Here is a 24906-nt window from a genome sequence, read left to right as displayed (position 1 = left end):
CCCACCCGCCGAGCCCCTCCTCCGCTCGGCTGAGCCGCGCCGGGCGCAATGGTCCTTCGGCATGACGCGCGCGCCCGACCCCGCCGCTAGCGTGGACACATGATCACCGCTCTGCGCTTTCAGCTCATCCGAGCCGGCCACGACCTCGTGTTCGTGTCCGGCGGCATGCTGATCTCCGCCGCCCTCACCATCGCCACGTTCGGCGTGCTCACCCTCCTCGGTGTGGTCGGCCCGCTGGTGATCGCGGCGATGGTGCTGCTGCTGCCGCCCACTCTGCTGCTGTGCGGGTGGGCGGCGCAGCTGACCCGCTCCCGCGTCAACTTCTGGGCGCAGGACGACGGGTGGCGGATCCCCGATGCGGGGTACGAGCCGATCACGTCGATGGAGACCCTCGGCCGGGCGTTCGCGGATGTGCGGCGCTGGCTGGACGTGCTGTTCGAAGCGGTGGTCGCGCCGATCATGCGCGGATGCTGGGCGGTGATGCTGGTCGGGTGGGCGGCTCTCGCACTGTTCTCCACGGTCAGCGCGGTGGCGGCGCTCGGGTCGCTGGGGGTCGCCGGCACAGAGCCCGCGACTCTGCAGGTGGTGCGGATGCTGATGGGCATGGACCCGTCGGTCCAGGAGGCCGGCGGCGGCTGGATGGTCGCTGACCTGGTCGTCTTCACCACGATGGCGGTCGCGTTCATCGTCACGGCCCCGCTGCTGCTGCGGGTGATGGCGCTGATCGAAGCGCGGGTGACGCTGGCGGCGCTGGGGGACCGTCGGGGTGCGGTGCCGCTGGAAGGGTGGGAGGAGGCCGACGGGACCCGCGATCGTCTCGGCTTCTCCCTGCACGGCTGGGTGGTGGTGCAGGCACTGCTGGGGGCCACCGCCCTCGTGCCGATCCTGCTGCTGATGTTCGCGGTGGTCTCCTCGTGGTCGAGCGCGGATTCCGGGGCCGGGACGGAGGTGTTCGGGCCGGTTGCGCTGACCTCGATCGCGCTGCTGGTGGCGGGGCCGGCGCTGATGTGCGCGTCGGTGGCGGCGGCCGGATGGTGGCCGCGCATCACCTCGGCGACGATCCTGTTCAGCGCGGTCCTCCTGCTGAGCATCCGCTTCATCTCGGGCGATGCCCTGGTGGCTCTGCCCACCACGCTGGCGGCGACCCTCGCGGTCAGCGTCTTCGTGTACCTGCAGCTGTTCGCCGGCCGGCAGGTCCTCGGCCTGACGGTCGCCTCGGCCCTGCTCGGCGCCATCATCGTCTCCGAAGCGGCGGGGGTCCTCCTGCACACCTCGCTCGGCTGGGCAGTGACGATCGTGCTGCCGATCCTCGCCGCGAGCACCCTCGCGACAGCGGGGGTCGCCGGGTACCTGCTGAACCAGTTCCTGGAGAACCGGCAGGCGCTGGCGGCGGAGCGGCGCGAGTCGCTGCGGGTGGTGCAGGAGCGCGACCGGTCGGAGCAGGCGCGCACCGACCTGGAGGAGCGCACCCGGATCGCGCGCGAGCTGCATGATGTGGTGGCGCATTCGATGTCGGTGATCAGCGTGCAGGCGTCAACAGCGCAGTACCGCCTCCCGGGGGAGATGGCACCGGAGGTGGTGGAGGAGTTCGACCAGATCGCGGCGACGTCCCGGCAGGCGCTGACGGAGATGCGGTCCCTGCTCGCGATCCTCCGAGCGAATCCGGATCCGGCCGCGGCAGGCGCCGCGGGCGCCGGTGCTGTGGGAACAGCCGCACCCGGTGCGGCCGATGATCCCCGCGGGGGATCCGAGACGGGCGGCGGGGGAGCAGGCGCGGTCGACGGGTCCGCTCTCACCGCGCCCCAGCCCGACCTCACGGACCTGCCCCAGGTGATCGACGGCACCCGTCGGGCCGGGGTCAGCGTCACCGAGCACTGGCACGGTGACTGGGAGCAGGCGCCGCTGGAGCTGCCGCCCACCCTGCAGCTCGCGGTGTGCCGCACCGTGCAGGAGGGACTGTCCAACGCGATGCGCCACGCGCCCGGCGCGGCGGTGGACGTCGACCTGGAGCGGAGCGCGGACGCGGTGACGGTGCGGATCCGGTCCGGGAAGGCGGTCGATGAGAACGCCGTCGCCGCCCCCGGTGCGGGTCTCGGAATCCGGGGAGTGCGCGAACGCGTCGGCGCTCTCGGCGGGGAGGTCACCGCGGAGCCCACGGAGGACGGCGGCTTCGTCCTCGCCGTGACCGTGCCGGCGAACGGTCCGACGGCTGGACGCATGCCGAGCCGGTGACCGGTGCCGCAGCGGGGGACTTCCGCCCTGCTGGACGGCCAGGTGCCCTGTGGGAGGATGGAAGCGTTCTGTTCGACAGCCCCATGAAGGAGATCAGGGATGGCCATCGCAACCCCAGAGAAGTACGCCGAGATGATCGACCGCGCGAAGAAGGGCAAGTTCGCCTACCCCGCGATCAACGTGTCCTCCTCGCAGACCGCGACCGCCGCCATCCGCGGCTTCGCAGAGGCGGAGTCCGACGGCATCCTCCAGGTGTCGTTCGGCGGCGCTGAGTACTTCTCCGGCTCCACCGTCAAGGACCGCGTCAAGGGCTCCCTCGCGTTCGCCGAGTACGTCCACGTGATCGCTGACAGCTACGACGTCACCGTTGCACTGCACACCGACCACTGCCCGAAGGACATCCTCCCCACCTGGGTGGACCCGCTGATCGACTGGGACCTCGAGAACCGGGTGAAGAAGGGCCTGAACCCCCTCTTCCAGTCGCACATGTGGGACGGCTCCGCTGTGCCGGTCGAGGAGAACCTCGAGATCGCCAAGCGCCTGCTGGAGAAGTCGCAGGAGGCGAAGAAGATCCTCGAGATCGAGGTCGGCGTTGTGGGCGGCGAGGAGGACGGCATCGCCGCGGACACCTCTGACAAGACCAAGCTGTTCTCCACCGTTGAGGACGGCATGGCGATCGTGGAGGCCCTCGGGCTCGGCGAGAACGGCCGCTACCTCACCGCCCTCACCTTCGGCAACGTGCACGGCGTGTACAAGCCGGGAGGCGTGAAGCTCACCCCGTCGATCCTCAAGGAGATCCAGGACGCTGTGGGCGAGAAGTACGGCAAGGACGCGCCGTTCGACCTCGTGATGCACGGCGGCTCCGGCTCCTCCCACGAGGACATCATGGAGGCCGTGGACAACGGCGTCATCAAGATGAACGTCGACACCGACACCCAGTACGCCTTCACCCGTCCCGTCGCCGAGCACATGCTCCGCAACTACGACGGTGTCCTCAAGGTGGACGGCCAGGTCGGCAACAAGAAGATGTACGACCCGCGCGCCTGGGGCAAGGCCGCTGAGGCCGGCATGGCCGCCCGCGTGGTCGAGGCGGCGGAGAACCTCCGCTCCGCCGGCACCAAGATGAAGTGATGCGGCCCGGGACCGCCACGGTCCCGCACTGCCGAATCGACGCGGGTCCAGCCCGCTGACGTGAACGACCGTCCCCGCAGACCCGGGGGCGGTCGTTCGCTGTGTACGCTGAAACCGCTGGCCGGCCTCGGCCCGCACGAGCCCCGGGCATTCGCCCGCACACCAGGAGGAGCGCATGACCGATCTCGCCGACCTGATCCCCGCCGGAGCGGTTCGTATCCGAGCCGAGGTCGCCGACTGGCGCAGCGCCGTCGTCGCGGCGGGTGCCCTGTTGGAGGAGGCAGGGGTTGCGGACTCCGCCTACACCGACGCGATGGTCGCGAGCGTGGAGGAGCACGGCCCGTACATCGTGATCGCCCCCGGGTTCGCGCTGCCGCATGCGCGCCCGTCGGACTCCGTGACCCGCACGGGGATGTCGGTGCTGCGGCTCGCCCACCCGGTCGAGTTCGGGCACGAGAGCAACGACCCGGTGGAGATGGTGGTGGCGCTCGCCGCTGCGGACTCCGACCAGCATCAGCAGGCGCTCGCGCAGCTCGCCGGCGTGCTCGCGGATGCGGAGCAGCGGCGGCGCCTGTTCGCGGCCCGCAGTGAGCAGTCGGTCCGACGGGTGCTGCGCACCCGCGATGCCGGGGCGGCGCCCGCCGGGCCGCCGCCCGCGACGGACCCGCCTTCTCGTGGTGATGATGAGGGGCCGACGGGTGCCGACCGCGCCGCCGGCACCGGCACTGAGACGCACCTGGCGCTGACCGTGTGCGGCAACGGACTGGGCACCAGTCTGTTCCTGAAGAACACGCTCGAGCAGGTGCTGGAGGACTGGGGCTGGACCCGCTACGTGAATGCGGAGGCGACGGACACGATCTCCGCGAAGGGCCGTGCGAAGGAGGCGGCGTTCATCCTCACCTCCGGCGAGATCGCGAAGACCCTCGGCGATGTGGGGGTGCCGATGGAAGTGATCGGCGACTTCACCTCGAAGCAGGAGATCGACCAGGCGCTGCGCCGCATCTACGACGTCTGATCAGTCCCGCGCGAACAGTTCCACGAACGCCCGCAGCAGACGGTTCGCCTCCGGGGTGCGCGCCTGCGCCACCCGGCCCAGCAGCTCGTCCATCTCCTCGGGCGCGAAGTATCCCTCGTGGCGGTAGATGCGGATGCGCTCCGCCAGGCCCTGCTGGTCCAGTTCCGGATGGAACTGGGTTGCGTACTGCCGGGTCCCCACGCGGAACATCTGAACCGGTGCGGCCTCACCGGTGGCGAGCACCACGGCATGCTCCGGCAGGGATGCCACTCCCTCCTTGTGCCCCACGAACGCGGGGAACCTGCCCGGCAGGTCAGCCTGCCGGATCAGCGGGTCGGCGGCGCCGTCGGCCGTGAGCGTGATCGGCGTGGGGCCCACCTCCTCCCCGTATTCGGTGCTCAGCACCGCGCCCTGGTGGACGCCGAGCGTGCCCACGCCGTAGCAGGCGCCGAAGAAGGGGATGTCGCGGTCGATGACCTGGTCCAGCAGCGTCGACAGCTCCGCCTCCGCCGCGACCTGCTCCGCAGACTTCGCATGGGGCGGATCTGAGGTGGTGTAGGGCGAGCCGCCCACGATGATGCCGGAGATGTCGTCGAGGTCGATGTCGGAGGGGAAGGGCCCTGCTTCGAGGCGGACACGGCGCAGCTGAGACGGCTGCAGGCCCGAGAACCGCAGGACCGCTTCGTACTCGGGGTCGGCGGCGGCGTCGGCTCGGGTGGCGATCACAATGAACGGCTTCATGGCGGGAATCGTAGCGGCCGACGGGGTCTCCCCGCCCGGTAGTCTGACGTCATGGACATCCTGGTCAGCATCGCCGCGTTCATCGTCAACGAGATCCTTGCGGTCCCCGCCTTCCTCATCGGCCTGATCACCGCAGTCGGCCTGCTCGCGCTGCGGCGCTCCACCGGCCAGGTGATCGGGGGCGCCGTCAAAGCCACCCTCGGGTTCCTCCTCATCGGCGCCGGCGCCGGCCTCGTCGTCGCTTCGCTCGCGCCGCTGGGCACCATGATCGAGGACGCGCTCGGCGCGCAGGGTGTGGTGCCCACGAATGAGGCGATCGTCGGCATCGCCCAGCAGGACTTCGGCGCGCAGGTGTCGTGGCTGATGATCGCCGGGTTCCTCGTCGCGATCCTGCTGGCGCGCATCACTCCGCTGCGGTACGTGTTCCTCACCGGGCACCACCTGCTGTTCATGGCCACCCTGCTGACGATCGTGCTGGCGTCCGCGGGGATGCCGTCCGTGCTGGTGGTGCTGATCGGCGCCGTTCTGCTCGGCATCATCATGGTCGCGACCCCCGCACTCGGGCACGTCTGGACCCGCAAGGTCACCGGGAACGATGCGATCGCGATCGGCCACTTCGGCACCGCCGGGTACATCGCCGCGGGCGCTGTGGGCCGCCTCGTGGACCCGAAGGGCCGCTCCCGCTCCACCGAGGACATCAGGGTGCCGGAGTCGCTGCGGTTCCTGCGCGACTCGATGGTCGCGACCGCGCTGTCGATGGTGATCATGTACGTGATCGTGGCGCTGGTGGCGCTGGCCCGGGTCGGCCAGGAGAAGGCGTTCGCGGCGTTCGCCGCCGGGCCGGGGGAGGCGGGCGCATCAAGCGTCGGCAACTTCATCATGCTGGCGGTGACGCAGGGCCTCCAGTTCGGCATCGCCGTGGCGGTGATCCTGTTCGGTGTGCGCACCATCCTCGGTGAGCTCGTGCCCGCGTTCCAGGGCATTGCGAAGAAGGTGGTGCCGGGCGCGATCCCCGCGCTGGACTGCCCGATCGTGTTCCCGTACGCGCAGAACGCCGTGCTGATCGGATTCCTGTCCTCGTTCACCGGCGGTCTGATCGGCCTGCTGCTGCTCGGCACCGTGTTCGGGCCGGCGTTCGGCCTCGCGCTGATCCTGCCGGGCCTGGTGCCGCACTTCTTCACCGGCGGCGCAGCGGGCGTGTTCGGCAACGCGACCGGTGGCCGGCGCGGAGCCATCGTCGGCGCGTTCGTCAACGGCCTGCTGGTGACGTTCCTGCCCGCCCTGCTGATGGGGGTGCTCGGCTCGTTCGGTTCCGCGAACACCACGTTCGGCGACACGGACTTCGCCGTGGTCGGCATCCTGCTCGGGTGGGGAGCGTCGGCGGGCACCGTGCTCGGCGCGGTCCTGCTGCTCGTGTTCGGCGCCCTCCTGCTCGGGGCGGCGATCCTGGTGCAGCGCCGCCTCGTGGACGGCCACTGGGATCCGGCGCCCGCCCGCCGCACCGTCACCGCGGGGACCCCGGGTGTTGACGGATCCGCTGGCGCCGCGGGCGCTGCAGGGGCCGACGGAGCCACCGCCCCCACCGGTTCCGCTGCCGCAGTCTCGGCCGTCAGCGGCCGCTACCCGAAGATCCAGCCGCCCGCCGGCGCCCCGACCCCTCCGGCCGCGCTCTGACCCTGCCGCCTGCTCACCGACTACTCCGGCTCCGCTCTGGCCCGGCCGTCTGCTCCCTGACCCGCCCCGCCGGGACGGGCATGGGCGTCTAGCGGCAGGGCAGCCGCTCTATCGCAACAGCCAGCCGATAGACGCCCGTGCCTGCTCTCAGGCGCCTGCGGCCGCGCCGACGCTGGTGACCGTGCCGGTGTCTGCGGCCGCGCCGGCGCTCGCGTGCGCGGCGGTGGGCTGGGGGACATTCGCGTGCGCAGTGGCGGGCCGGGCGGCAACGGGCTGCGCGACGCGCTTCTTCTGAGATCGGCATCCGTCGGCCATCCACGACGGCTGCTGCACCGGGAAGCTGTGCTGGGGCGACATGCGGCCGAGAGCGTGGAACACCCAGCCGGCGGCGCGCCACGCGGCCGGATCGAGGACGTTGCGGGCGTCGATGATGGACGCGCCCGGGTGCACGAGCCGCATCGTCACCGTCGGCGACAGTTCCCTGAAGCGCGCCCACTCGGTGCCGAGGATGACCAGTTCCGCATCGATCATCGCCTCCTCACAGTTCTCCACATACGTGAGCTCCGGGAAGCGCCTGCGGGCATTGGGGATCGCCTGCGGGTCCGTCACCGTCACCTTCGCGCCCTCCCGATGCAGCATGTGGGCCACGTCGAGAGCGGGGGAGTCGCGGGTGTCGTCACTGTTCGGCTTGAACGCGGCGCCGAGCACGGTGACGCGCTTACCGGCGAGATCCCCCTGCAGTTCGAGGCGGGCGAGGTTGAGGACGCGCTCACGCCGGCGGATGTTGATCGCGTCGATCTCGCGGAGGAAACCGACCGCCTCACCGACGTTCAGCTCCTCCGCGCGGGCCATGAACGCCCGGATGTCCTTCGGGAGGCAGCCGCCGCCGAAGCCGAGACCGGCGCGCAGGAACTTCGACCCGATGCGCTCATCCGCCCCGATCGCCTCCGCCACCTGGGTGACGTCACCGCCGGTGGCTTCGCACACCTCGGCGATCGCGTTGATGAAGGAGATCTTCGTGGCGAGGAACGCGTTGGCGCTGACCTTCACCAGTTCGGAGGTCTCCAGGCCGTAGACGAAGCGGGGCACACCGGTGTCGATGATGGCCCGGTACACCTCGTCGAGGATCGCGACTTCGGGTGCGGTCTCGTCGTCGGCGGCGACGCCGTACACGAGGCGGTCCGGGGTGAGGGTGTCCTGGACGGCGAAGCCTTCGCGGAGGAACTCGGGGTTCCACATGAGGTCAGCATGGTCGGCCACCTGGTCGCGCAGCTTGCGGGCAGTGCCGACGGGAACGGTCGACTTCCCGACGATCAGCGGGCGGGACCCGTCGCCCCCGCCGGAGGCACCGGCGGCAGCGAGGGCGCCGGTCAGGGAGGCCAGCGCCGACTGGATGTAGGACAGGTCCGCGTTGTTCGAATCCGGCTTCTGCGGTGTGCCGAGCGCGAGGAAGTGCACCCGGCAGTCGGTGAGGTCCGCCCAGTCGGTGGTGAAGCGCAGTGTGCCGCTGCTGATCCCGTCGGACAGCAGCTCATCGAATCCCGGTTCGAAGAAGGGGGAGCGGCCCTCGTTGAGAGCGGCGACTCGGTCGGCATCGATGTCGATGCCGACCACGTCATGCCCCAGCTTCGCCATCGACGCGGCATGAACCGCACCGAGGTAGCCGACTCCGATCACTGACATCTTCATGGACGGGCTCCTTCCAGGATTCGGTCATCGTGAGGGCCCCGCGGCGCAGCGTCCGGATGGGCCGGTCACGATGCCCACCTTGGTGCGGCCCGGCAACACGATGGGGAACACAGGATGATCGACCGGTGAGGGACAGATGAGCGTCCAGGCAACCTCGCCGAGCCTCGGCTGGTGGGCTCGCCTGAGGTCCCGGGCCGTCGCGGCTAGAGTGAGGCCATGAGGATCACCACCACACCGGAGTTCATCGACGCGATCGGCCGCATCGTCGAGACCGTCCCCGCCGAGGCCCCGACTCGGGATCAGCGCCGCGTCGCTGCGCTCTCCTACGCTGACGACTTCGCCGCCATCGCCGAGGCCTTCTCCCGCGGTGACGACACCTGGTTCGACGACTTCCGCGCCGCCGCCGAAACCCGCGCCCTCGCCGACCCTGATGCTCTGCGGATGATCGGCGACGCCCGAGACCGGGTGGGCGCCCAGCAGGTGGACTCCGCCTTCGCCCAGCTGTTCGCCGCCGGCACCGGCTCCAGCGCTCTCGACTCCATGGTCCCCGCGCTGCGGGCCTACGACTCCGACCTCACCGCCGAAGCCGTCATGGGCATCGGCGCCGCGGTCCTCTTCGGACTCGCGCCGTGGGAGTACGTGCCGTACCACGACGCATCCGCCAGCTCATTTCTGCGCCGACTCGGCACCGAGCCGTGGCCGATCGACGAGCCGTCCGACCGCTACGAGCAGGTCATCGGGGCGCTCGCGATCCTGCTGCGGGTATCGCGACAGGCCGACGGGCCCCTGCGCGACCTGGTGGATGCGCAGATCGCCGTGGATCAGCTGATGAGGTGATCACCGGAAGTTAAGGTAACTTAACTTTCATGTCTGCTCGGTCTCGCCTCATCGTCCTGCTCGGTCCCGCGTTCGTCGCCGCTGTCGCCTACGTGGACCCCGGCAACGTCGCTGCCAACCTCACCGCCGGCGCCGACTACGGCTACGGCCTGCTGTGGGTGCTGGTGCTCGCCAACCTCATGGCGGTGCTCGTCCAGTACCTCTCCGCAAAGGTCGGGATCACCTCCGGCCGTTCCCTGCCGCAGCTGGTGGGGGAGCGCCTCGGCCGGCGCAGCCGCCTCACGTACTGGGCGCAGGCGGAACTCGTCGCCGCCGCCACCGACCTCGCCGAAGTGGTGGGCGGCGCCATCGCGCTGCACATCCTCTTCGACCTCCCCCTCCTGGTGGGCGGCCTCATCACGGCCGTCGTCTCCCTCGGCATCCTCGCCCTGCAGACCCGCCACCGCTCCCGCACCTTCGAGATCGTCATCCTCGGACTGCTGCTCATCATCACCGGCGGGTTCCTCGCCGGGCTCGTCATCGCCCCGGTCAGCGCCACCGGCATCGCCGGCGGCCTGGTGCCTCGGTTCGCCGACACGAACGCGGTGCTGATCGCCGCCAGCATGCTCGGCGCCACCGTGATGCCGCACGTCATCTACCTGCACTCCAGCCTGGGGCGGGATCACGCCGAGCGCACCGGCGCCACCCGAACCAGCGCCGCCCGTACCGGCACCGGCCGCTCCGGCGCCACCACCCGGGCCCGCCTGCTGCACGCCACCCGCATCGACGTGGTCCTCTCCCTCCTCCTCGCCGGCTCGGTCAACATCGGCATGCTCGTGCTCGCCGCCGCGGCCCTCCCAGGGGCCGACGGGACCGACACGATCGACGGCGCCCACGCGCAGATCGCCGCTCAGGTCGGCCCCGTCGTCGGGGGACTGTTCGCGGTGGGCCTGCTCGCCTCCGCCCTCGCCTCCACAAGCGTGGGGGCGTTCGCGGGGTCGGAGATCATGGCGGGCCTGCTGCACCGTCGGATCCCCCTGCTGGCCCGCCGCGCCGTCACCGTTCTGCCGGCCCTCCTCATCCTCGCGATCGGCGCCGACCCCACCGAGGCGCTCGTCCTCAGCCAGGTGGTGCTGAGCCTCGGCATCCCGTTCGCGCTCGTGCCCCTGGTGCGGTTCGCCTCCGACCGCACCCTCATGGGCGAGCACCCCACGTCCCGCTGGCTCATCGTCGCCGCGTGGACGACGGCCGTCGCGATCATCGCACTCAACCTGCTGCTGGTCGCACTATGGTGGGGGCCGTGGACATCGACGATCTGACCCCGGTGGCGCAGGACTATGTGAAGGCGATCTGGGCCGCGGCCGAATGGGACTCCCAGCCCCCGTCGGCCGCCCAGCTCGCTGAACGGTTCGGCACCTCCCGCGCCGCCGTCACCGACACGGTCCGCCGTCTCACCGCGCAGGGCCTGCTGACGCACGAGCCGTACCGGCCGGTTGAGCTCACCGACCTCGGCCGGCGCCTCGCCCTGCAGATGGTGCGCCGCCACCGCCTCATCGAGACGTACCTCGTGGAGGCCGTGGGCTACGCGTGGGATGAAGTGCATGATGAGGCCGAACGGCTGGAGCACGCGGTCAGCGACCTGTTCCTGGGCCGCATCGACCGCCTGCTCGAGCATCCGCAGCAGGACCCGCATGGGGATCCGATCCCGTCGGCCGACGGCGTCCTGCCGCCGCTGAGCACCTCGCAGCCGGCGGTGCTCGCGGAGGCGGAGGCGGGGTCCTCGGTGACGGTGGTGCGGGTGTCCGACGCGGACCCTGCCGTCCTCGGCCGGGCGCGTGAGCACGGCCTGCTGCCGGGGGCGCGCGTCACTGTGGGTGCGGACGCTCTGGCCGATGAGGACCTCGCCGCCGCCGTTCTCGTGCGGCCGACGGATGCCGCTGCCGACTAGCCGATCCGTCGTCCCCGCGGTCAGACGTCCCGGGTCCAGAGGAACAGGCCGGCGCCGAAGAAGATCGCCGTCACCACGGTGGACACGATGACCGGGGCGGACGCCAGGGCGCTCCCGGTGAAGATGAAGAAGATGCCGGCCAGACCGGCGATCGCCGCGATGACGATGAGTGCGAACGCGATCTGGAGGCGCCGCTCCCCAGCGGGGTCGGCGCGCAGATCATTGCGGCTCTGCGGTGCGCGGCGCTGCGGTGCGCGGTTCACCGGCCGGTCACCCGCTTCAGGTTCGGCAGCATGTCCGCGAGGAACACGCCGGCCACGCACACCGCCGCCATGGACAGCAGGAAGAGCCGGCCGCCGGACAGGAAGCTGAGCACGCCGACGGCGAGCGCGCCTCCAGTCAGCGCCACCCAGAAGCCCTTCGGGCGCCGGAAGGTCGCGTTGTAGGCGTCATTGCTGAAGCGGACTGCGTTGATGAACGCCCACACCTCCACACCGAGGGTGAGGATGAGCAGGACGAACTGGATCCACGAAGCAATGACGAAGGCGAACACGCAGCCATCCTATGTCAGACGCCGCGGGTGATTGCGGTCCGGGTCGGTACGGTCGGTGATGAGCAGCTCCAGCGCCTCGGTCGTGGCCGGCGGCTCCACGGCCTGCAGCTCCATCGTGAGGGGGCGCGGCCCGATCGCGTTGCCGTCGGACGCGACGATCAGCGACGGCAGGAACCTGCGCGCCTCCGCCGCCTCCAGGCCCGTCGCCTCCAGCAGGTCGATCGCGAGCGACCGCAGCTGGATAACGAGGGTGATGCCCTGGAAGTGAGCGGCACGGCCCAGCGGATCCTCGCCGCGAGGACGCAGCAGGTCCTCCGGCGTGAGGTACGCGGTGAACTCCTTGAGCTTGCGGCGCGCCTCGGTGAACTCCGCGTCCTCACCCACCGAGAGGCGGATCGCCTGCACAGCGTCCACGCCTGCCACATAGGCAGCGGCGAGGGTGGGGAATTCGCGCCCGGGCGAGGCCGACATGAACTCGACCTGGCGGCGCGCGATCACTCGGACGTTGCGCATGGCGCGGTCGGAGCCCACCAGCAGATGATGCACCTTCTGAACATGCCGGGCGTGCCGGTGCGCGGTGGGGGAGTAGGTGGTGATCTCCTCCGCCGCATCATTGGCGAGCTGCCAGGCGTCCGTGTGGCGCTGGGAGCTGCGGCGCAGACTCCGCAGCGCGGCCCGCGCCACGTCCTGTGTGCCGGTGCGGGCACTGAGCGCGAGGGAGTTGAGGGCATCCTCCAGCTCGAGGAAGAAGCTGTTCGCGGCGCGGGACTGGGCGCGGCGCGGATCCCCGGTGAACAGGAACGACGCGATCGCGCCGAGGATGATCCCGGTGAGGGCGTCGACGATGCGACTGGTCGGCTCCATCACCGGCGTCACCGGCATCACCATCACCAGCAGGGACTGGATGCCCGCCTGGATGGAGAACACGATGCCGTCGTTGAGGAACCGGGAGATCGTGACCGCCACCGTGATCGTCACGAAGATCTGCCATACGCCGGAGCCGATCGTGAGCCGGGCGGTCTCCCCGAGCAGCACGCCGAGCAGAACCCCGAAGGAGAACCCCAGCACCTTGTTCACCTTCGTCTCCAGGGTGAATCCGATGATGATGAAGGCGGTGATGGACGCGAAGAAAGGGTACTGGTGGCCCCACAGGGTCAGGCAGATCAGGTACGCGACCGCGGCGGTGCCCGCCGCGAGGAGGATCTGGGGCAGGCTCAGCTTCACGCGTGTGAAGCCGCCCCCGGCCCAGCCGCCGACGGCCATGCGCACACGGTCCGAGACCGGCGGAGCCACGTCAGCGCCTCGTCAGGCTGGACGTCGTCGGCCGGGCGGCATGCTCGCGTTCGCGCACGATCGGCTCCTGAGCGGCGTCGACCGCGACTTCGTCCTCACCCACCGTGAACTGCACGGTCAGCGGCTGGTCGAGGGGGACGGCGCGGCGCACCAGGGCGAGGCCGACGGGCCCCGCATCGGCGTGGACCACCGATGTCGTCACGGTGCCGACGCTCTTCTTCCCGAACTTCACCTCGGCGCCCACCGGCACGAGCAGGTCCTGGGAGCCGTCGAAGTGCAGCAGGACGAGCCGGCGCGGCGGCTGCCCAAGGTTCAGCACCTTCGCGACCGTCTCCTGGCCCCGGTAGCAGCCCTTCGCGGTGTGCACGGCGGTGCGCAGCAGGTCCAGTTCGTGAGGGATGGAGCGGTCGTCGACGTCGCGGGCGAAACGGGGCCGGTGGTTGAGCACGCGGATCGCTTCAGCGGCGGCCAGCCCGGCCATCTGCTCGGCCTTCAGGCGGCCCTCCGCCACGGCGGTCCGCAGCGCGGACTCCTCGAACAGGCCGATGAACCACGGCTCCACCAGATCCGGGCCGGTGCTGTAGGCGACACCCCCGGGCGCCACCTCAGGCCATGACTCCTCGAACTCGGCGACGGGCTCGGCGCCGTCGATGAACCCGCGCAGGGAGCACGTGGCGCCGAGGGCGCGCAGATCGTCGCGGTCGGTGAGCTCGATCCGGTTCGCGAACGTCATCAGCTCCAGGTAGCCGCGCAGGCCTGCCCGAGCTCCGGTATCCAGGATCATGAGCACGGAATCAGGGGTGCCGATGACCTGCGCCCAGTGCTCCACGCGGCCCTGCGGGGACAGCACCGTCAGTTCGGCGCTGTCACCGTCGGCGAGGGCCGAGAGGTCCTGCGAGGTGATGGTGGTCAGCCAGGTGAGGCGGTCCGGACCGGAGACTTCGATGATCTCCAGGTGCGGCAGGTCCACCACGGCGCGGCCGTCCTCGAGGCGGCGCTGCTCGCGCAGCAGTTCGCCGTAGTGCCAGGCGGCAGCGGCGTCGGGCCCGTCGCCGGGAACGGCGCCCCGGGTGATGAGGGTGTTCAGCGCGCTCATGAGCGATCCAGCTCCACCGACAGGGTGGGGGACAGGTTCGTGGGGGAGTCCCCAGCTTCCTGCAGCCACATGATGCGGGGGCCGATCATGCCGAACATGCGGGTGAAGAAGCGCCCGTCGGCCTGCGCTCCCACATGGAGGCGCGGTCCGCGGACCTCACCGTTCCAGGTCTCTCCGCCGTCCACGGTGAAGCGGACACCGTGGGAGAGGTAGGACTCGGGGGAGCCGGCGGGGGCGGCAGCGGCGGCCTCTTCGTTCTGGCCGGGCAGCAGACCGGTGGTGGTCCAGGTGCCGCGCTCCTTCATGAGGAGTTCGCGTTCGGGGCCGTCGTCGTCGGTGCGCAGCAGCCAGGTCTGCATCGACCAGGCGAGCTCGGGGGTGCCGCTGTGGGACACGGTGACGCGCTGTTCGATGCGGCGGCCGTGCTCTTCGCCGTCGTCACCGGTGAGCTGAGCGGCGCCGGTGCCGCTCCATTCACCGACGAGCCACGCGAGGGGGCGGATGTCGGGGTGGAGGGTGTCGTCGAGCGGGATCGCCATGTCAGCCGCGGTTGAACAGGCGGGAGACCACGACGTACGCGAAGCCGGCTGTGCCCACGCCCACCAGGCCGGAGAGGATGAGGAAGATGACAGACAGTGCTTGTTCCATGCCCGCCATCCTACGTCGTTGCTGCGCGCACCGCGATCAGCGCCGTCACCGCAGCGGACGCGTCGGACACGGCGGTGGGAGCATCGGCTGGGCAGGTGGGAAGGGCGCTCAGCCGAGGCCGAGCCACTGTATGCCGGCGCGCATGAACAGCAGCACCGCCACCCCGGCCACCGCCACGGGGGCGGCGCCGACGGCTGCGTACCCGGCGTTGTCGTACGCGGCGATGACGCGCACCATCAGATAGTGGGTGGACACGGCAACGCCCGCCACCACGGCCCCCATCGCCCCGCACAGCAGGATCGTGAGGATCGGGGAGGTGAACACGGTCGCCATCAGGGAGCACATCACGGCACCGGCGATGATTGAGCCCGGCACCCGCGCCTTCCCGCTGCCCGGCAGCGCCAGCACGGCGAGGCTGGCGCACAGCCCCAGGGTGAGGGAGGCAAACAGGGCGTCGGCGCGCCAAGGCGACGCCTGCGCCAGGGAGAACGCCTGCAGCCAGGTCACGCACAGCAGGCTGAACAGGCAGCCCACCACCGTGCCGGACAGCGACAGGGTGAGGCGGTGACGGGAGGGCCGCAGCATTTCCCGCATGATGCACAGGAAGAACACGATCGCCATCACCACGGAGATCGGCACTTCGAGGCTCAGCTCCGTGTTCAGCAGCCAGCCCACCCCGAGGGCGGACAGGCCGGACGCTGCGATCAGAAAGGTCGCCGAACGGGGCGCCGGCAGCTCCAGCAGGCGCGGCCACCCCCAGGCGAGCAGGCCGATCGTCACGACGATCCCCGCGATCAGCAGTTCGCGCGCGAACAGCGTGGACAGCGTGGACAGGGAGAGGAGCAGCGCCAGGGCGCTCCCGAGGGGAGCCCGCACCTGCTGGACCATCGACGACCGCCGTTCTGCTCAGACAACTCGTTACAGTTGAGTGTAGTTCCGATGAGGAGGACCGATGACATCCGACGCCCTGGTCACCGAACTCGCGCCCGCCGAGGTGGACGCTGTGCGGGACCTTCTGCGGACAGCCGAGCAGGCCGACGGGGACGCCGCCCTCGACGAAGCGGCCCGCCTCGCCCTCACTCGTCCTGGCACCGCCCGCCACGGCCTCATCACCGGGGACGGCGGTGCTGCGCTCGGGTACGTCAGCCTGCTGGCCGACGGAACCGTGCAGGGCATGGTCCACCCCGATCACCGCCGGACGGGCCTCGGCTCCCGACTGCTCACCGCCGCCACCGCCCAGGCCGCGGCCGACGGCACCACCCCCGCCGTCTGGGTGCACGGCGGATCCGGCGATTCCCTCACCTTCCTGCGCAGCCGCGGATTCACCGCGGTGCGTGAGCTGCTGCAGATGCGCCGCGAGGCCGCACCGATCGAAGTCGTGGACCCGTCGGCCGCGGACATCGCCTTCGCCCCCTACGCCGGTGAGTGCGACCTCGACGACCTCGTCGCCGTCAACGCCCGCGCCTTCGCCGACCACCCCGAACAGGGGCGGCTCACCCGTGAGGACCTGCAGGTGCGCATGGCCGAGCCGTGGTTCAGAGCGGAGGACCTGCTGCTGGCCCGCAGCGCGAACGGGGACCTGCTCGGCTTCTCCTGGCTGAAGCGGGAGGACGGCGGGGTCGAGGTGTACGTGGTGGGTGTGGACCCGTCGGCCCAGGGGCAGAAGCTCGGCGCCGCCCTCACCACCCGCGGCATCGCCGCAGCCGACGGCGCCGCGGTGGACCTCTTCGCCGACGGCGACAACGCGCCTGCGGTGACCATGTATGAGAAGCTCGGCTTCGCCGTGACGGGCCGGCACCTCCAGCTGATCCCTCACAGCAGCCGTTCCTGACAGTCAGATCGGCAGTCCGCAGGGGGAACATGGGCGCCGACATCACCAGCAAGCGAAAGCGAATCCGTGCCCTCCAAGATCGTTCTGGCCGCCGGTGCGCTCGTCTGGCGCGAGCACAACGGGTCCATCGAAGTTCTGCTCATCCATCGCCCCAGCTACAACGATTGGTCGATCCCCAAGGGCAAGTTGGACAAGCGCGAATCCTTCCCCGCCGCGGCCGTCCGCGAAGTGGAGGAGGAGACCGGCTATGCGATCCGCCTCCACCGGCCGCTGCCGTCCACCCAGTACAAGGTGGGCCGGAACACGAAGTTCGTCGCCTACTGGGTCGGCACGGTGCGTGCGCGCCGTCGCCCGGGACCGGTGAACCGCGGTGAAGTGGACCAGGTTCAGTGGATGAGCCTCGACGAAGCGCTCGCCCGCGCCACCGGCGAGCACGATCAGGAGCTGATCCGCACGTTCGCGAAGTCCGTCAGGAAGAACCAGCACCGGACGGCCGCGGTCATCGTGCAGCGCCACGCCTCTGCCCTGCCCCGCTCGAAGTGGCCCAGTGGTGAGGAGGCGAGTCGGCCGCTCACCAAGAAGGGTCGCAAACAGGCATCCGCGCTGCCGAATCTGATCTCCGCCTTCGACCCCTCCAGCGTCATCAGCTCCCCGTGGCAGCGCTGTCTGGACACGGTCATCCCGTACGCGGAGAGCGCCGGGCAGGACGTGGTGGTCAAGACCCAGCTCACCGAGGACAACCATTCCCGCCGGCCCTCCCAGGTGGCGGCGCTGGTGGCGCGCTCCCTGGAGCAGAGCGAGGCGACCCTCATCTGCACCCACCGCCCCGTGCTGCCGACCGTGTTCACCACGCTGCGCAACTCTGCGAAGAAGAAGGTGGCCGCGTCGTTCCCCGACGGGGACCCGTATCTGCTCTCAGGGGAGATGCTGGTTGCTCATGTGACCAGTGAGGGCAAGGTCATAGCGACCGAGAAACATATGCCTGACCTGGGCTGATTCCTCCAGGTTCCCTGAGTTCACCCAGTGTTCACCAACCGGAGCGCTGGAGGACACCTCGTCTCCGTACGTTGGGTCCGTCCCATTCGGGACCCCTGACCCCGTGCCGGACACCGCGTCCGGAAAGGAACGAGAAGTGAACGTTTTCTCCCGTAAGACCATTGCTGCGCTGGGTGCAGTCAGCGTCCTTGCTCTGTCCGCATGCGGCTCCGACGGCGGCAAGCCGGTCGACGGCGGCAAGGCCGACACCGGCAAGTCCGACTCCAAGCCGGTCTCCGGCAAGCTCGTGGGCTCCGGCGCCTCCTCCCAGGGCGGCGCACAGGACGCGTGGCTCGCCGGCTTCACCGCGCAGAACCCCGAAGCACAGGTCACCTACGACGCCACCGGCTCCGGCAAGGGCCGCGAGGCATTCCTCTCCAAGGCCTCCGACTTCGCCGGCACCGACGACTTCCTCGACGAGGAGGAGATGACCAAGGCGAAGGACCGCTGTGAGGGCGGCACCGCGATGAACATCCCGGTGTACATCTCCCCGATCGCCGTGGTCTACAACCTCGAGGGCGTGGACGACCTGCAGCTCTCCCCGGAGACCCTCGCCGGCATCTTCGCGGGCACCATCACCAAGTGGGACGACCCGAAGATCAAGGCTGACAACCCGGACGCCGAGCTCCCCTCCAAGCCGATCGTTCCGGTGCACCGCTCCGACAAGTCCGGCACCACCGGCAACTTCACCGACTACCTCTCCAAGGCTGCTCCGAACGAGTGGACCCACGGTGCGATCGAAGAGTGGTACGAGTCGGGCGGCCAGTCCGGTGACAAGACCGCCGGCATGATGTCCACCGTCAAGGGCGGCGACGGCACCATCGGCTACGCCGACGCCTCGCAGGCCAAGGACGTGGGCGTCGCCAAGATCAAGGTCGGCGAGAAGTTCGTCGAGCTGTCCGCTGAGGGCGCCGGCAAGACCGTCGACGACTCCAAGCCGGTCAAGGACGGCGACCTCGCCCTCGAGCTGAACCGCACCACCACCGCTGACGGCGCCTACCCGCTGGTCCTCGTCTCCTACATGGCTGTCTGCGACACCTACGACAGCCAGGAGAAGGCAGACCTCGTGAAGGCCTACGCCTCCTTCGTCATCTCCGAGCAGGGCCAGAAGGACGCCGAGAGCTCCTCCGGCAGCGCCCCGCTCCCCGCCGAGATGAGCAAGAAGGCGCAGGAGAACGTCGACAAGATCAAGGCTAAGTGACCCTGTGACCACCACCTCCCCTCAGAAGACGAACAGGACTCCGGTCCGCCTCGGCGACAGGATCTTCACCTCGCTGAGCGTGGGCTCGGGCCTGCTCATCTTCGCCGCGCTCCTGGCCGTCTTCCTGTTCCTGCTCGCGCAGAGCTGGGATGCGATCCGGGCCTCCACTGAAGTCATGGGCCAGTCCGGTGAGTTCTCCCTCGCGGAGTTCGTCGGCCCGCTGGTCTTCGGCACGGTGCTGGCGGCCGGACTCGCCCTTGTGATGGCAGTGCCCGTTGCCGTGGGCATCGCACTGTTCATCTCCCACTTCGCGCCGCGCAAGCTGGCGACGCCCATCGGATACGTGGTCGACCTGCTCGCAGCGGTCCCCTCCGTTGTGTTCGGTCTGTGGGGAGGTGTGTGGCTGGTCCCGAAGCTCGAGCCGGCGTTCCGATTCCTGCACGAGTCGCTGTTCACCCGCTGGTTCCCGATGTTCCAGGGCAGTGACCAGGAGGTCACCAGCCCCATGCGCAACGTCCTCGCCGCGGCGGTGGTGCTCGCCGTGATGATCCTGCCGATCATCACCGCCGTGTCGCGGGAGGTCTTCCTCCAGGTCCCCCGACTCAACGAAGAGGCCGCCCTTGCACTGGGCGCCACCCGCTGGGAGATGATCCGCACGGTGGTGCTGCCGTTCGGCCGCTCCGGCGTCGTGTCCGCCTCCATGCTCGGCCTCGGCCGTGCGCTCGGCGAGACCATGGCGGTCCTCATGGTGATGGCCCCGGGCCTCACCTACACCCTGCACGTGCTCGCCGTCGGCCAGCACTCGACGATCGCGTCCTACATTGCGGCGCAGAACGCCGAGTCCACCGGCCTGGACATGTCCAAGCTGATCTTCGCCGGCCTTGTGCTCTTCGTCATCACCTTCATCATCAACTTCATCGCACGCGCGATCGTCTCCGCGAGCAGCAAGAAGTAGGAGTTCGGATATGTCGTCTTCTGCAGTCATCAAGGACCAGGACCTCGTCCGTGGTCGCGCTGCTCAGCAGTCCCCGCGCCCGAAGGGCCCCCGTTCCGCCGCCGCTCGTGAAGAGCGCCGCCTGCCCTGGTACCACGCACTGATCACCGCCGGCATCGCCCTGGCGCTGTCCGTGGTGATCCTCGCCGGCGTCCAGGCGCTGGTGGGCCTCCTCCCGGAGGATCAGCAGGTCAATCTGGTGGGCCGGGACTTCTCGCCCTTCTCCCTCGCCTCCGTGCTGGTGTTCGGCTACGTGCTGCACCTCGCGGTCGCCTATGTCTACTCCCGACTGCGCGAGGGACGCCGCTGGGCGATGGACCGCGTGGTCACCCTCGTGGTCACCGGCGCCTTCGTGATCGCCATGATTCCGCTGGTCTCCCTGCTGACCGAGGTCGTTGCACGCGGCCTGCCCCGTCTGCTCACCCCGGGCTTCCTGACCGGCACCATGCAGGGCTTCACCGGCGGCGCCGACGGCGGCGGCATCCTCCATGCGATCGTCGGCACCGTCCTCATCACCCTGGGTGCGTCGATCATCTCGATTCCGATCGGCCTGTTCACCGCCGTGTTCCTGGTGGAGTACTCGAAGACCGGTGTGAAGCGGATGCTCGGCCGCGGCGTCACCTTCCTGGTGGACGTCATGACGGGCATCCCCTCGATCGTGGCCGGCCTGTTCGCCCTCGCCCTGTTCATCACCATCACCAATGACCCGGGCATCCGCTCCGGCCTGATGGGCTCTGTGGCCCTGTCGCTGCTGATGATCCCGACCGTGGTGCGCTCCAGCGAGGAGATGATCCGCCTCGTGCCGCACGACCTGCGCGAAGCAGCCCTCGCCCTCGGCGTGCCCCGCTGGATCGTGACCGTCCGCGTGGTGCTGCGCACCGCGATCGCCGGCCTCACCACCTCGGTCACCCTCGCCGTGGCCCGTGTCATCGGTGAGACCGCGCCCCTGATGTTCACCATCGGCGGTCTGACCCTGCTGAACGCGAACCTGTTCGAGGGTCGTATGGCGGCTCTGCCGCTGGTCATCAACGGCCAGTACGCCGCCGGTGCAGCACCGTGCTCCGGTGACACCGTGATCAACTACTTCACCCGCGCCGAGTACGCCTGCAACACCGGCATCAACCTCGAACGCGCTTGGGCCACTGCGCTGACGCTGATCATCCTGGTGATGGTGCTGAACGTGGTCGCCCGCCTCGTGTCCTACTACTTCGCCCCCAAGACGGGCCGCTGAGCATCCGGCTCAGGAAAGGAACCACTGTGTCCCTCCCCATTGAGATCGAGGACCTGAACGTCTTCTACGGCGACTTCCGCGCCGTGGACGGGGTCTCGATGACCATCGCTCCCAACAGCGTGACCGCGCTGATCGGCCCGTCGGGCTGCGGCAAGTCCACCTTCCTGCGGACCCTGAACCGCATGCACGAGGTCATCCCGGGCGCCTACGCCGAAGGCACCGTTAAGATCGACGGCCAGAACATCTACGGCCCGGGCGTCGACCCGGTGAACGTGCGCCGCCGCGTCGGCATGGTGTTCCAGAAGCCGAACCCGTTCCCCACGATGTCGATCGCGGAGAACGTCCTGGCCGGCGTGAAGCTGAACAACAAGCGCGTCTCCCGCGCTGAGGCGGACCAGATCGTGGAGGAGTCGCTGCGCGGCGCCAACCTGTGGGAAGAGGTCAAGAACCGCCTGAACAAGCCGGGCGGCGGCCTCTCCGGTGGTCAGCAGCAGCGCCTCTGCATCGCCCGCACCATCGCGGTGAAGCCGGAGGTCGTCCTCATGGACGAGCCGGCGTCTGCGCTCGACCCGATCTCCACCCTCGCCATCGAGGACCTGATCGGTGAGCTGAAGAAGGACTACACGATCGTGATCGTCACGCACAACATGCAGCAGGCTGCGCGCGTGAGCGACAAGACCGGCTTCTTCAACATCGCCGGCACCGGCACGCCCGGCAAGCTCATCGAATACGACGACACCAACACGATCTTCAACTCCCCGGCCAACAAGCAGACCGAGGACTACGTCTCCGGCCGCTTCGGCTGATCGGCCACCGCAGACCGACGGGTCCCTCCAGCCGTCGGGACCGCAGGGCACCAGCGGTCCCCGCGTGATGGAGGCGACACCGTACAGGGAGAGCCCCGCCCGGCACAGCATGTGCTCGGCGGGGCTCTCCGCATTCGTCGGTCCCCTCGCCTCCCACAGGGCCCGCCCGTACACTCGAGGTATGAGCTTCGAATCCGTCGGCCCCACTGAAGTGCCTGAGAACGCCCATCTGATCGACGTGCGCGAGGACCAGGAGTGGGCCGCTGGGCATGCTCCCAACGCCCAGCACATCGCCGCCTCCGGTCTCCTGGAGAACCTCGACCAGCTGCCCGAGGACGGCGTCCTCTACATCATCTGCCGCTCCGGCGGCCGCAGCGCCCAAGTGACCCAGTGGCTGAACCAGAACGGATTCGACGCCATCAACGTCACCGGCGGCATGGACCAGTGGTTCATGGCTGACCTCCCTCTCGTCAGCGATGACGACTCGCGAGAGCCGTACGTGCTGTGAGCCGCTACCTGATCACCGGGGCGAGCCGCGGCATCGGCCTCGCGATCGCCCGTGTCCTCCACCCCCACCACGACCTCATCCTCACTGCTCGCTGCGCTGACGGCCTGGATGCCGCCGCCCAGGAGCTGCGCGCCGGTGACAGCCGCGGCGGCAAGGTCCGCAAGCGCGTCGCCGCCGGAGGATCCGTCGAGACCCTCCCGCTCGACCTCTCCGACCCTGACTCCATTCCAGGGGCCGTCGACGGCATCGACGGTCCCATCGACGGGGTCATCCACTCCGCTGGTGTGCTGGTGTCCGGGACCGTCGCGGATCTGACGGCGTCGGACTGGCAGCGCTCCCTCACCCTGAACGTGACCGCGCCGGCGGTGCTGACCGCGGCGCTGCTGCCGCGCCTGCGGGAGAGCCGCGGGTCGGTGGTGCTGATCAACTCCGGCAGCGGCTTCACGGCCGGTGCGGGCGGCGGTGCCTACAGCGCCTCGAAGTTCGCGCTGCGCGCCTTCGCCGATTCGCTGCGCGCGGAAGAGCGGGAGAACGGGGTGCGGGTCATCAGCGTGCACCCCGGCCGTGTCGATACGGATATGCAGCGGCAGCTGCGGTCCTTCGAAGAGGGGGAGTACGAGGCGGAGAAGTACATGCGGCCGGAGTCGGTCGCTGCGGTCGTCGCCTCGACCCTGGCGATGGGGCCGGACGCCACCATCGAATCGGTCAGCGTCCGCCCCGCCTGAGGCCGTCGGTCTGCGCGGGGGTGGGGCGCTGAGGCGGGGTCGGAGGTCCCGGGCGCGCGGGTTTAGGATGAGGGCTGTTATCTTTCTGTGACCTGAACCGCTCGGAGGCCTCTATGAGCTCAACCCCATCCCATCGACGGGCATCCGCCGCCTCCCGCGGCCCGGGCGCCGACCATGCCGACGGGTCTGCCCCTTCGGGCACCGCCCGCGCTGACGGTCCCCGCCGCGCGCGCCGGGCCGCTGAGGCCAGCGCCACGGAGGGCATCCCGTGGGCCGACGGGTTCCGCGCCACTGACTCGTGGCTGTTCGGCGCAGTCCTCGCGGTCCTCACCTTCTGGCTGTTCGCCCAGACCCTCGTCAACGTCAAGCCCGACATCGAGGCGGAGCTCGGCACCGCCACCACCATCACGAACCTCGCCGTCTCCATCACGGCCCTGTTCTCCGGCATCTTCGTAGTCCTCGCCGGCTCCCTCGCCGACCGGCTCGGCCGGGCCACCATCCTGAAGTTCGGCCTCCTGCTCAGCATCATCGGCTCCGGTCTGATCGCGGGCACTCCCGTCAACGCGGGCGGCCTCACCACGTCCATGCTGCTCGGCGGCCGCATCATCCAGGGCCTGTCCATCGCGGCGATCATGCCCGCCGTCCTCGCGCTCATCAGCACCTTCTACGAGGGCGCGGCGCGTCAGCGCGCCGTGTCGTTCTTCTCCATCGGCACCTTCGGCGGCTCGGCCCTCACCTCGATCGTGGGCGGCGTCGTCGCCTCCGCCATCGGGTGGCGGTTCATCTTCATCGCGTCGATCCTGGCGGCGGCGCTGTCGCTGTACCTGGTGCGGAAGACCCCGAACGTGAAGGCGGAGTTCGACGAGGCGAAGGGCTACCCGGCCTTCGACTGGGGCGGCTTCCTCACCTTCATGATCGCGCTGGTGGCGATCAACGTGTACATCTCGCAGGGCAAGCTGATCGGCTGGACGTCCTGGATCGGCATCCTGCTGCTCGTGGTGTTCGCCGTGTTCGCGGTCGCCTTCATCCTGTGGGAGAACAAGCGGCGCGGCCTCGCCCCGTTCATCGACCTGGGCCTGTTCAGCAACAAGCGGTTCTTCGGCCCCACCCTCGCGAACTTCCTCGTCAACATGGGTGTGGCGGTCCTGCTCGTCACCCAGACACTCGCGCAGAAGGGCGCGGGCATGAGCGCCCTGCAGGCTTCCCTGCTGACCCTCGGCTACATGATCGCGATCTTCCTCGTGATCCGCGTGGGGGAGAAGCTGCTGCGCCGCTTCGGCCCGAAGAAGCCGATGCTCTGGGGGCTCGGCATCGTCGCCATCGGCACGGCCCTCAACACACTCACGTTCGTGCCGCAGACTCCGTACCTGGTGTTCGCCTTCATCGGCTTCACCTGCTTCGGCATGGGACTGGGCTTCTTCGCCACGCCGGCGACGGATGCCGCGATCTCCTCGGTGCCGAAGTCGCAGACCGGTGCTGCGTCCGGCATCTTCAAGATGGGCTCCTCCCTCGGCGGCGCCATCGGCATCGCGATCGCGGCGGCGCTCATGGTCGCCGGGTCCGGTGTCGCGATCCAGACCGTGCAGGACTGGGGCTTCTTCACCGGGTGGACCGCTGAGGCGGGCCCGCTGCGCTTCGGCGCGTTCCTCGGCAACCTCTTCGTCGTCATCATGATGGTCGTGGCCCTGGTCGCCACCGTCATCACCGTTCCCGCCGGTCAAGAAACCAAGGAGTGAACC

General features: G+C 69.7%; 24 protein-coding genes. 16 read left to right on the top strand and 8 right to left on the bottom strand.

Going from position 1 to position 24906, the window contains the following annotated elements; genetic code table 11:
* Window positions 1–99 precede the first annotated feature (99 nt).
* The 3 genes from MHY20_RS08845 to MHY20_RS08835 all read left to right on the top strand — a co-directional run bounded on the left by MHY20_RS08845 (window position 100) and on the right by MHY20_RS08835 (window position 4378).
* Entirely contained in the window at window positions 100–2232 is a 2133-nt protein-coding gene (locus MHY20_RS08845; RefSeq protein ID WP_239376250.1) for a histidine kinase, read from the top strand.
* Window positions 2233–2331: 99 nt separating this feature from the next.
* Window positions 2332–3363, top strand: coding sequence for a class II fructose-bisphosphate aldolase (fbaA, locus tag MHY20_RS08840; RefSeq protein WP_183376209.1), 1032 nt, complete (start codon window positions 2332–2334; stop codon window positions 3361–3363).
* A gap of 175 nt (window positions 3364–3538) precedes the next feature.
* Window positions 3539–4378: a PTS sugar transporter subunit IIA gene (locus tag MHY20_RS08835; RefSeq protein WP_183376211.1), complete on the top strand. Its 840-nt coding sequence runs from the start codon at window positions 3539–3541 to the stop codon at window positions 4376–4378.
* Here the strand turns inward: MHY20_RS08835 and MHY20_RS08830 are convergent, their stop codons facing one another.
* The gene (locus MHY20_RS08830) at window positions 4379–5119 is read right to left on the bottom strand and encodes a glutamine amidotransferase (protein WP_239376248.1); all 741 of its coding nucleotides are present in this window, start codon (window positions 5117–5119) and stop codon (window positions 4379–4381) included.
* A 51-nt stretch (window positions 5120–5170) separates the two neighbouring features.
* Here MHY20_RS08830 and MHY20_RS08825 point away from each other — a divergent pair, with 51 nt between their 5' ends.
* Window positions 5171–6793: a PTS ascorbate transporter subunit IIC gene (locus MHY20_RS08825; RefSeq protein WP_183376215.1), complete on the top strand. Its 1623-nt coding sequence runs from the start codon at window positions 5171–5173 to the stop codon at window positions 6791–6793.
* A gap of 147 nt (window positions 6794–6940) precedes the next feature.
* Here the strand turns inward: MHY20_RS08825 and MHY20_RS08820 are convergent, their stop codons facing one another.
* The gene (locus MHY20_RS08820; protein WP_239376246.1) at window positions 6941–8482 is read right to left on the bottom strand and encodes a UDP-glucose/GDP-mannose dehydrogenase family protein; all 1542 of its coding nucleotides are present in this window, start codon (window positions 8480–8482) and stop codon (window positions 6941–6943) included.
* A 216-nt stretch (window positions 8483–8698) separates the two neighbouring features.
* Here MHY20_RS08820 and MHY20_RS08815 point away from each other — a divergent pair, with 216 nt between their 5' ends.
* From MHY20_RS08815 to MHY20_RS08805, 3 genes are read left to right on the top strand one after another with little or no spacing between them, the layout of a single operon-like run.
* Entirely contained in the window at window positions 8699–9319 is a 621-nt protein-coding gene (locus MHY20_RS08815) for a hypothetical protein (protein WP_183376217.1), read from the top strand.
* 29 nt (window positions 9320–9348) lie between these two features.
* Window positions 9349–10617 (top strand): Nramp family divalent metal transporter, encoded by a 1269-nt coding sequence (locus MHY20_RS08810; protein ID WP_239376244.1) that lies wholly within the window; start codon window positions 9349–9351, stop codon window positions 10615–10617.
* Window positions 10599–11246 (top strand): metal-dependent transcriptional regulator, encoded by a 648-nt coding sequence (locus MHY20_RS08805; protein WP_239376242.1) that lies wholly within the window; start codon window positions 10599–10601, stop codon window positions 11244–11246. Before MHY20_RS08810 ends, MHY20_RS08805 begins: the two co-directional genes overlap by 19 nt.
* Window positions 11247–11266: 20 nt before the next feature.
* On the opposite strand, the gene MHY20_RS08800 is transcribed toward MHY20_RS08805, so the two are convergent.
* The 6 genes from MHY20_RS08800 to MHY20_RS08775 form a co-directional block, all read right to left on the bottom strand.
* The gene (locus MHY20_RS08800) at window positions 11267–11509 is read right to left on the bottom strand and encodes a hypothetical protein (protein WP_239376240.1); all 243 of its coding nucleotides are present in this window, start codon (window positions 11507–11509) and stop codon (window positions 11267–11269) included.
* The gene (locus MHY20_RS08795; RefSeq protein ID WP_183376225.1) at window positions 11506–11799 is read right to left on the bottom strand and encodes a DUF2516 family protein; all 294 of its coding nucleotides are present in this window, start codon (window positions 11797–11799) and stop codon (window positions 11506–11508) included. Before MHY20_RS08795 ends, MHY20_RS08800 begins: the two co-directional genes overlap by 4 nt.
* Before the next feature lie 9 nt (window positions 11800–11808).
* A complete protein-coding gene (locus MHY20_RS08790; RefSeq protein ID WP_239376238.1) occupies window positions 11809–13092 on the bottom strand; it encodes an FUSC family protein in 1284 nt (427 codons plus the stop codon).
* 1 nt (window position 13093) lies between these two features.
* A complete protein-coding gene (locus tag MHY20_RS08785) occupies window positions 13094–14188 on the bottom strand; it encodes a folate-binding protein YgfZ (RefSeq protein WP_183376227.1) in 1095 nt (364 codons plus the stop codon).
* On the bottom strand, window positions 14185–14727 hold the full coding sequence (locus MHY20_RS08780; protein ID WP_239376236.1) for a heme-binding beta-barrel domain-containing protein: 543 nt from the start codon (window positions 14725–14727) through the stop codon (window positions 14185–14187). Before MHY20_RS08780 ends, MHY20_RS08785 begins: the two co-directional genes overlap by 4 nt.
* A 217-nt stretch (window positions 14728–14944) precedes the next feature.
* Window positions 14945–15724, bottom strand: coding sequence for a hypothetical protein (locus MHY20_RS08775; protein ID WP_239376234.1), 780 nt, complete (start codon window positions 15722–15724; stop codon window positions 14945–14947).
* A gap of 64 nt (window positions 15725–15788) precedes the next feature.
* Between MHY20_RS08775 and mshD the strand changes: the two genes are divergently transcribed.
* The 9 genes from mshD to MHY20_RS08730 all read left to right on the top strand — a co-directional run bounded on the left by mshD (window position 15789) and on the right by MHY20_RS08730 (window position 24903).
* Entirely contained in the window at window positions 15789–16667 is an 879-nt protein-coding gene (gene mshD / locus MHY20_RS08770) for a mycothiol synthase (RefSeq protein WP_239376232.1), read from the top strand.
* A 66-nt stretch (window positions 16668–16733) separates the two neighbouring features.
* Complete coding sequence (locus tag MHY20_RS08765) at window positions 16734–17663, top strand: NUDIX domain-containing protein (protein WP_239376230.1); 930 nt, start codon at window positions 16734–16736, stop codon at window positions 17661–17663.
* A 136-nt stretch (window positions 17664–17799) separates the two neighbouring features.
* Entirely contained in the window at window positions 17800–18903 is a 1104-nt protein-coding gene (gene pstS, locus MHY20_RS08760; RefSeq protein ID WP_183376237.1) for a phosphate ABC transporter substrate-binding protein PstS, read from the top strand.
* Between the two features lie 4 nt (window positions 18904–18907).
* Window positions 18908–19858 (top strand): phosphate ABC transporter permease subunit PstC, encoded by a 951-nt coding sequence (pstC, locus tag MHY20_RS08755; protein WP_183376239.1) that lies wholly within the window; start codon window positions 18908–18910, stop codon window positions 19856–19858.
* A 10-nt stretch (window positions 19859–19868) separates the two neighbouring features.
* Window positions 19869–21128, top strand: a complete 1260-nt coding sequence (pstA, locus tag MHY20_RS08750; RefSeq protein WP_239376228.1) for a phosphate ABC transporter permease PstA — start codon at window positions 19869–19871, stop codon at window positions 21126–21128.
* A gap of 26 nt (window positions 21129–21154) precedes the next feature.
* Window positions 21155–21934 carry a phosphate ABC transporter ATP-binding protein PstB gene (gene pstB / locus MHY20_RS08745; RefSeq protein ID WP_239376226.1) on the top strand — a complete coding sequence of 260 codons (780 nt, stop codon included), beginning with the start codon at window positions 21155–21157 and terminating at the stop codon, window positions 21932–21934.
* A gap of 181 nt (window positions 21935–22115) precedes the next feature.
* Window positions 22116–22442, top strand: a complete 327-nt coding sequence (locus tag MHY20_RS08740; protein ID WP_239376224.1) for a rhodanese-like domain-containing protein — start codon at window positions 22116–22118, stop codon at window positions 22440–22442.
* Complete coding sequence (locus MHY20_RS08735) at window positions 22439–23167, top strand: SDR family oxidoreductase (RefSeq protein ID WP_239376222.1); 729 nt, start codon at window positions 22439–22441, stop codon at window positions 23165–23167. Before MHY20_RS08740 ends, MHY20_RS08735 begins: the two co-directional genes overlap by 4 nt.
* 113 nt (window positions 23168–23280) lie before the next feature.
* Window positions 23281–24903, top strand: a complete 1623-nt coding sequence (locus MHY20_RS08730; RefSeq protein WP_239376220.1) for an MFS transporter — start codon at window positions 23281–23283, stop codon at window positions 24901–24903.
* Window positions 24904–24906 lie beyond the last annotated feature (3 nt).

Origin of the sequence: Helcobacillus sp. ACRRO, from assembly GCF_022347125.1 — a bacterium.
Taxonomy (GTDB): domain Bacteria; phylum Actinomycetota; class Actinomycetes; order Actinomycetales; family Dermabacteraceae; genus Helcobacillus; species Helcobacillus massiliensis.
The sequence above is the reverse complement of the archived record's forward strand: the minus strand, read 5'-3'. Positions and strand labels throughout refer to the sequence as shown.

Bases quoted from the DNA above. Each gene is read 5' to 3' on its own strand.
- MHY20_RS08845 (WP_239376250.1), top strand. From the start codon at position 100: ATGATCACCGCTCTGCGCTTTCAGCTCATCCGAGCCGGCCACGACCTC.
- fbaA (WP_183376209.1), top strand. From the start codon at position 2,332: ATGGCCATCGCAACCCCAGAGAAGTACGCCGAGATGATCGACCGCGCG.
- MHY20_RS08835 (WP_183376211.1), top strand. From the start codon at position 3,539: ATGACCGATCTCGCCGACCTGATCCCCGCCGGAGCGGTTCGTATCCGA.
- MHY20_RS08830 (WP_239376248.1), bottom strand. From the start codon at position 5,119: ATGAAGCCGTTCATTGTGATCGCCACCCGAGCCGACGCCGCCGCCGAC.
- MHY20_RS08825 (WP_183376215.1), top strand. From the start codon at position 5,171: ATGGACATCCTGGTCAGCATCGCCGCGTTCATCGTCAACGAGATCCTT.
- MHY20_RS08820 (WP_239376246.1), bottom strand. From the start codon at position 8,482: ATGAAGATGTCAGTGATCGGAGTCGGCTACCTCGGTGCGGTTCATGCC.
- MHY20_RS08815 (WP_183376217.1), top strand. From the start codon at position 8,699: ATGAGGATCACCACCACACCGGAGTTCATCGACGCGATCGGCCGCATC.
- MHY20_RS08810 (WP_239376244.1), top strand. From the start codon at position 9,349: ATGTCTGCTCGGTCTCGCCTCATCGTCCTGCTCGGTCCCGCGTTCGTC.
- MHY20_RS08785 (WP_183376227.1), bottom strand. From the start codon at position 14,188: ATGAGCGCGCTGAACACCCTCATCACCCGGGGCGCCGTTCCCGGCGAC.
- MHY20_RS08780 (WP_239376236.1), bottom strand. From the start codon at position 14,727: ATGGCGATCCCGCTCGACGACACCCTCCACCCCGACATCCGCCCCCTC.
- MHY20_RS08775 (WP_239376234.1), bottom strand. From the start codon at position 15,724: ATGGTCCAGCAGGTGCGGGCTCCCCTCGGGAGCGCCCTGGCGCTGCTC.
- mshD (WP_239376232.1), top strand. From the start codon at position 15,789: ATGACATCCGACGCCCTGGTCACCGAACTCGCGCCCGCCGAGGTGGAC.
- pstA (WP_239376228.1), top strand. From the start codon at position 19,869: ATGTCGTCTTCTGCAGTCATCAAGGACCAGGACCTCGTCCGTGGTCGC.
- MHY20_RS08740 (WP_239376224.1), top strand. From the start codon at position 22,116: ATGAGCTTCGAATCCGTCGGCCCCACTGAAGTGCCTGAGAACGCCCAT.
- MHY20_RS08730 (WP_239376220.1), top strand. From the start codon at position 23,281: ATGAGCTCAACCCCATCCCATCGACGGGCATCCGCCGCCTCCCGCGGC.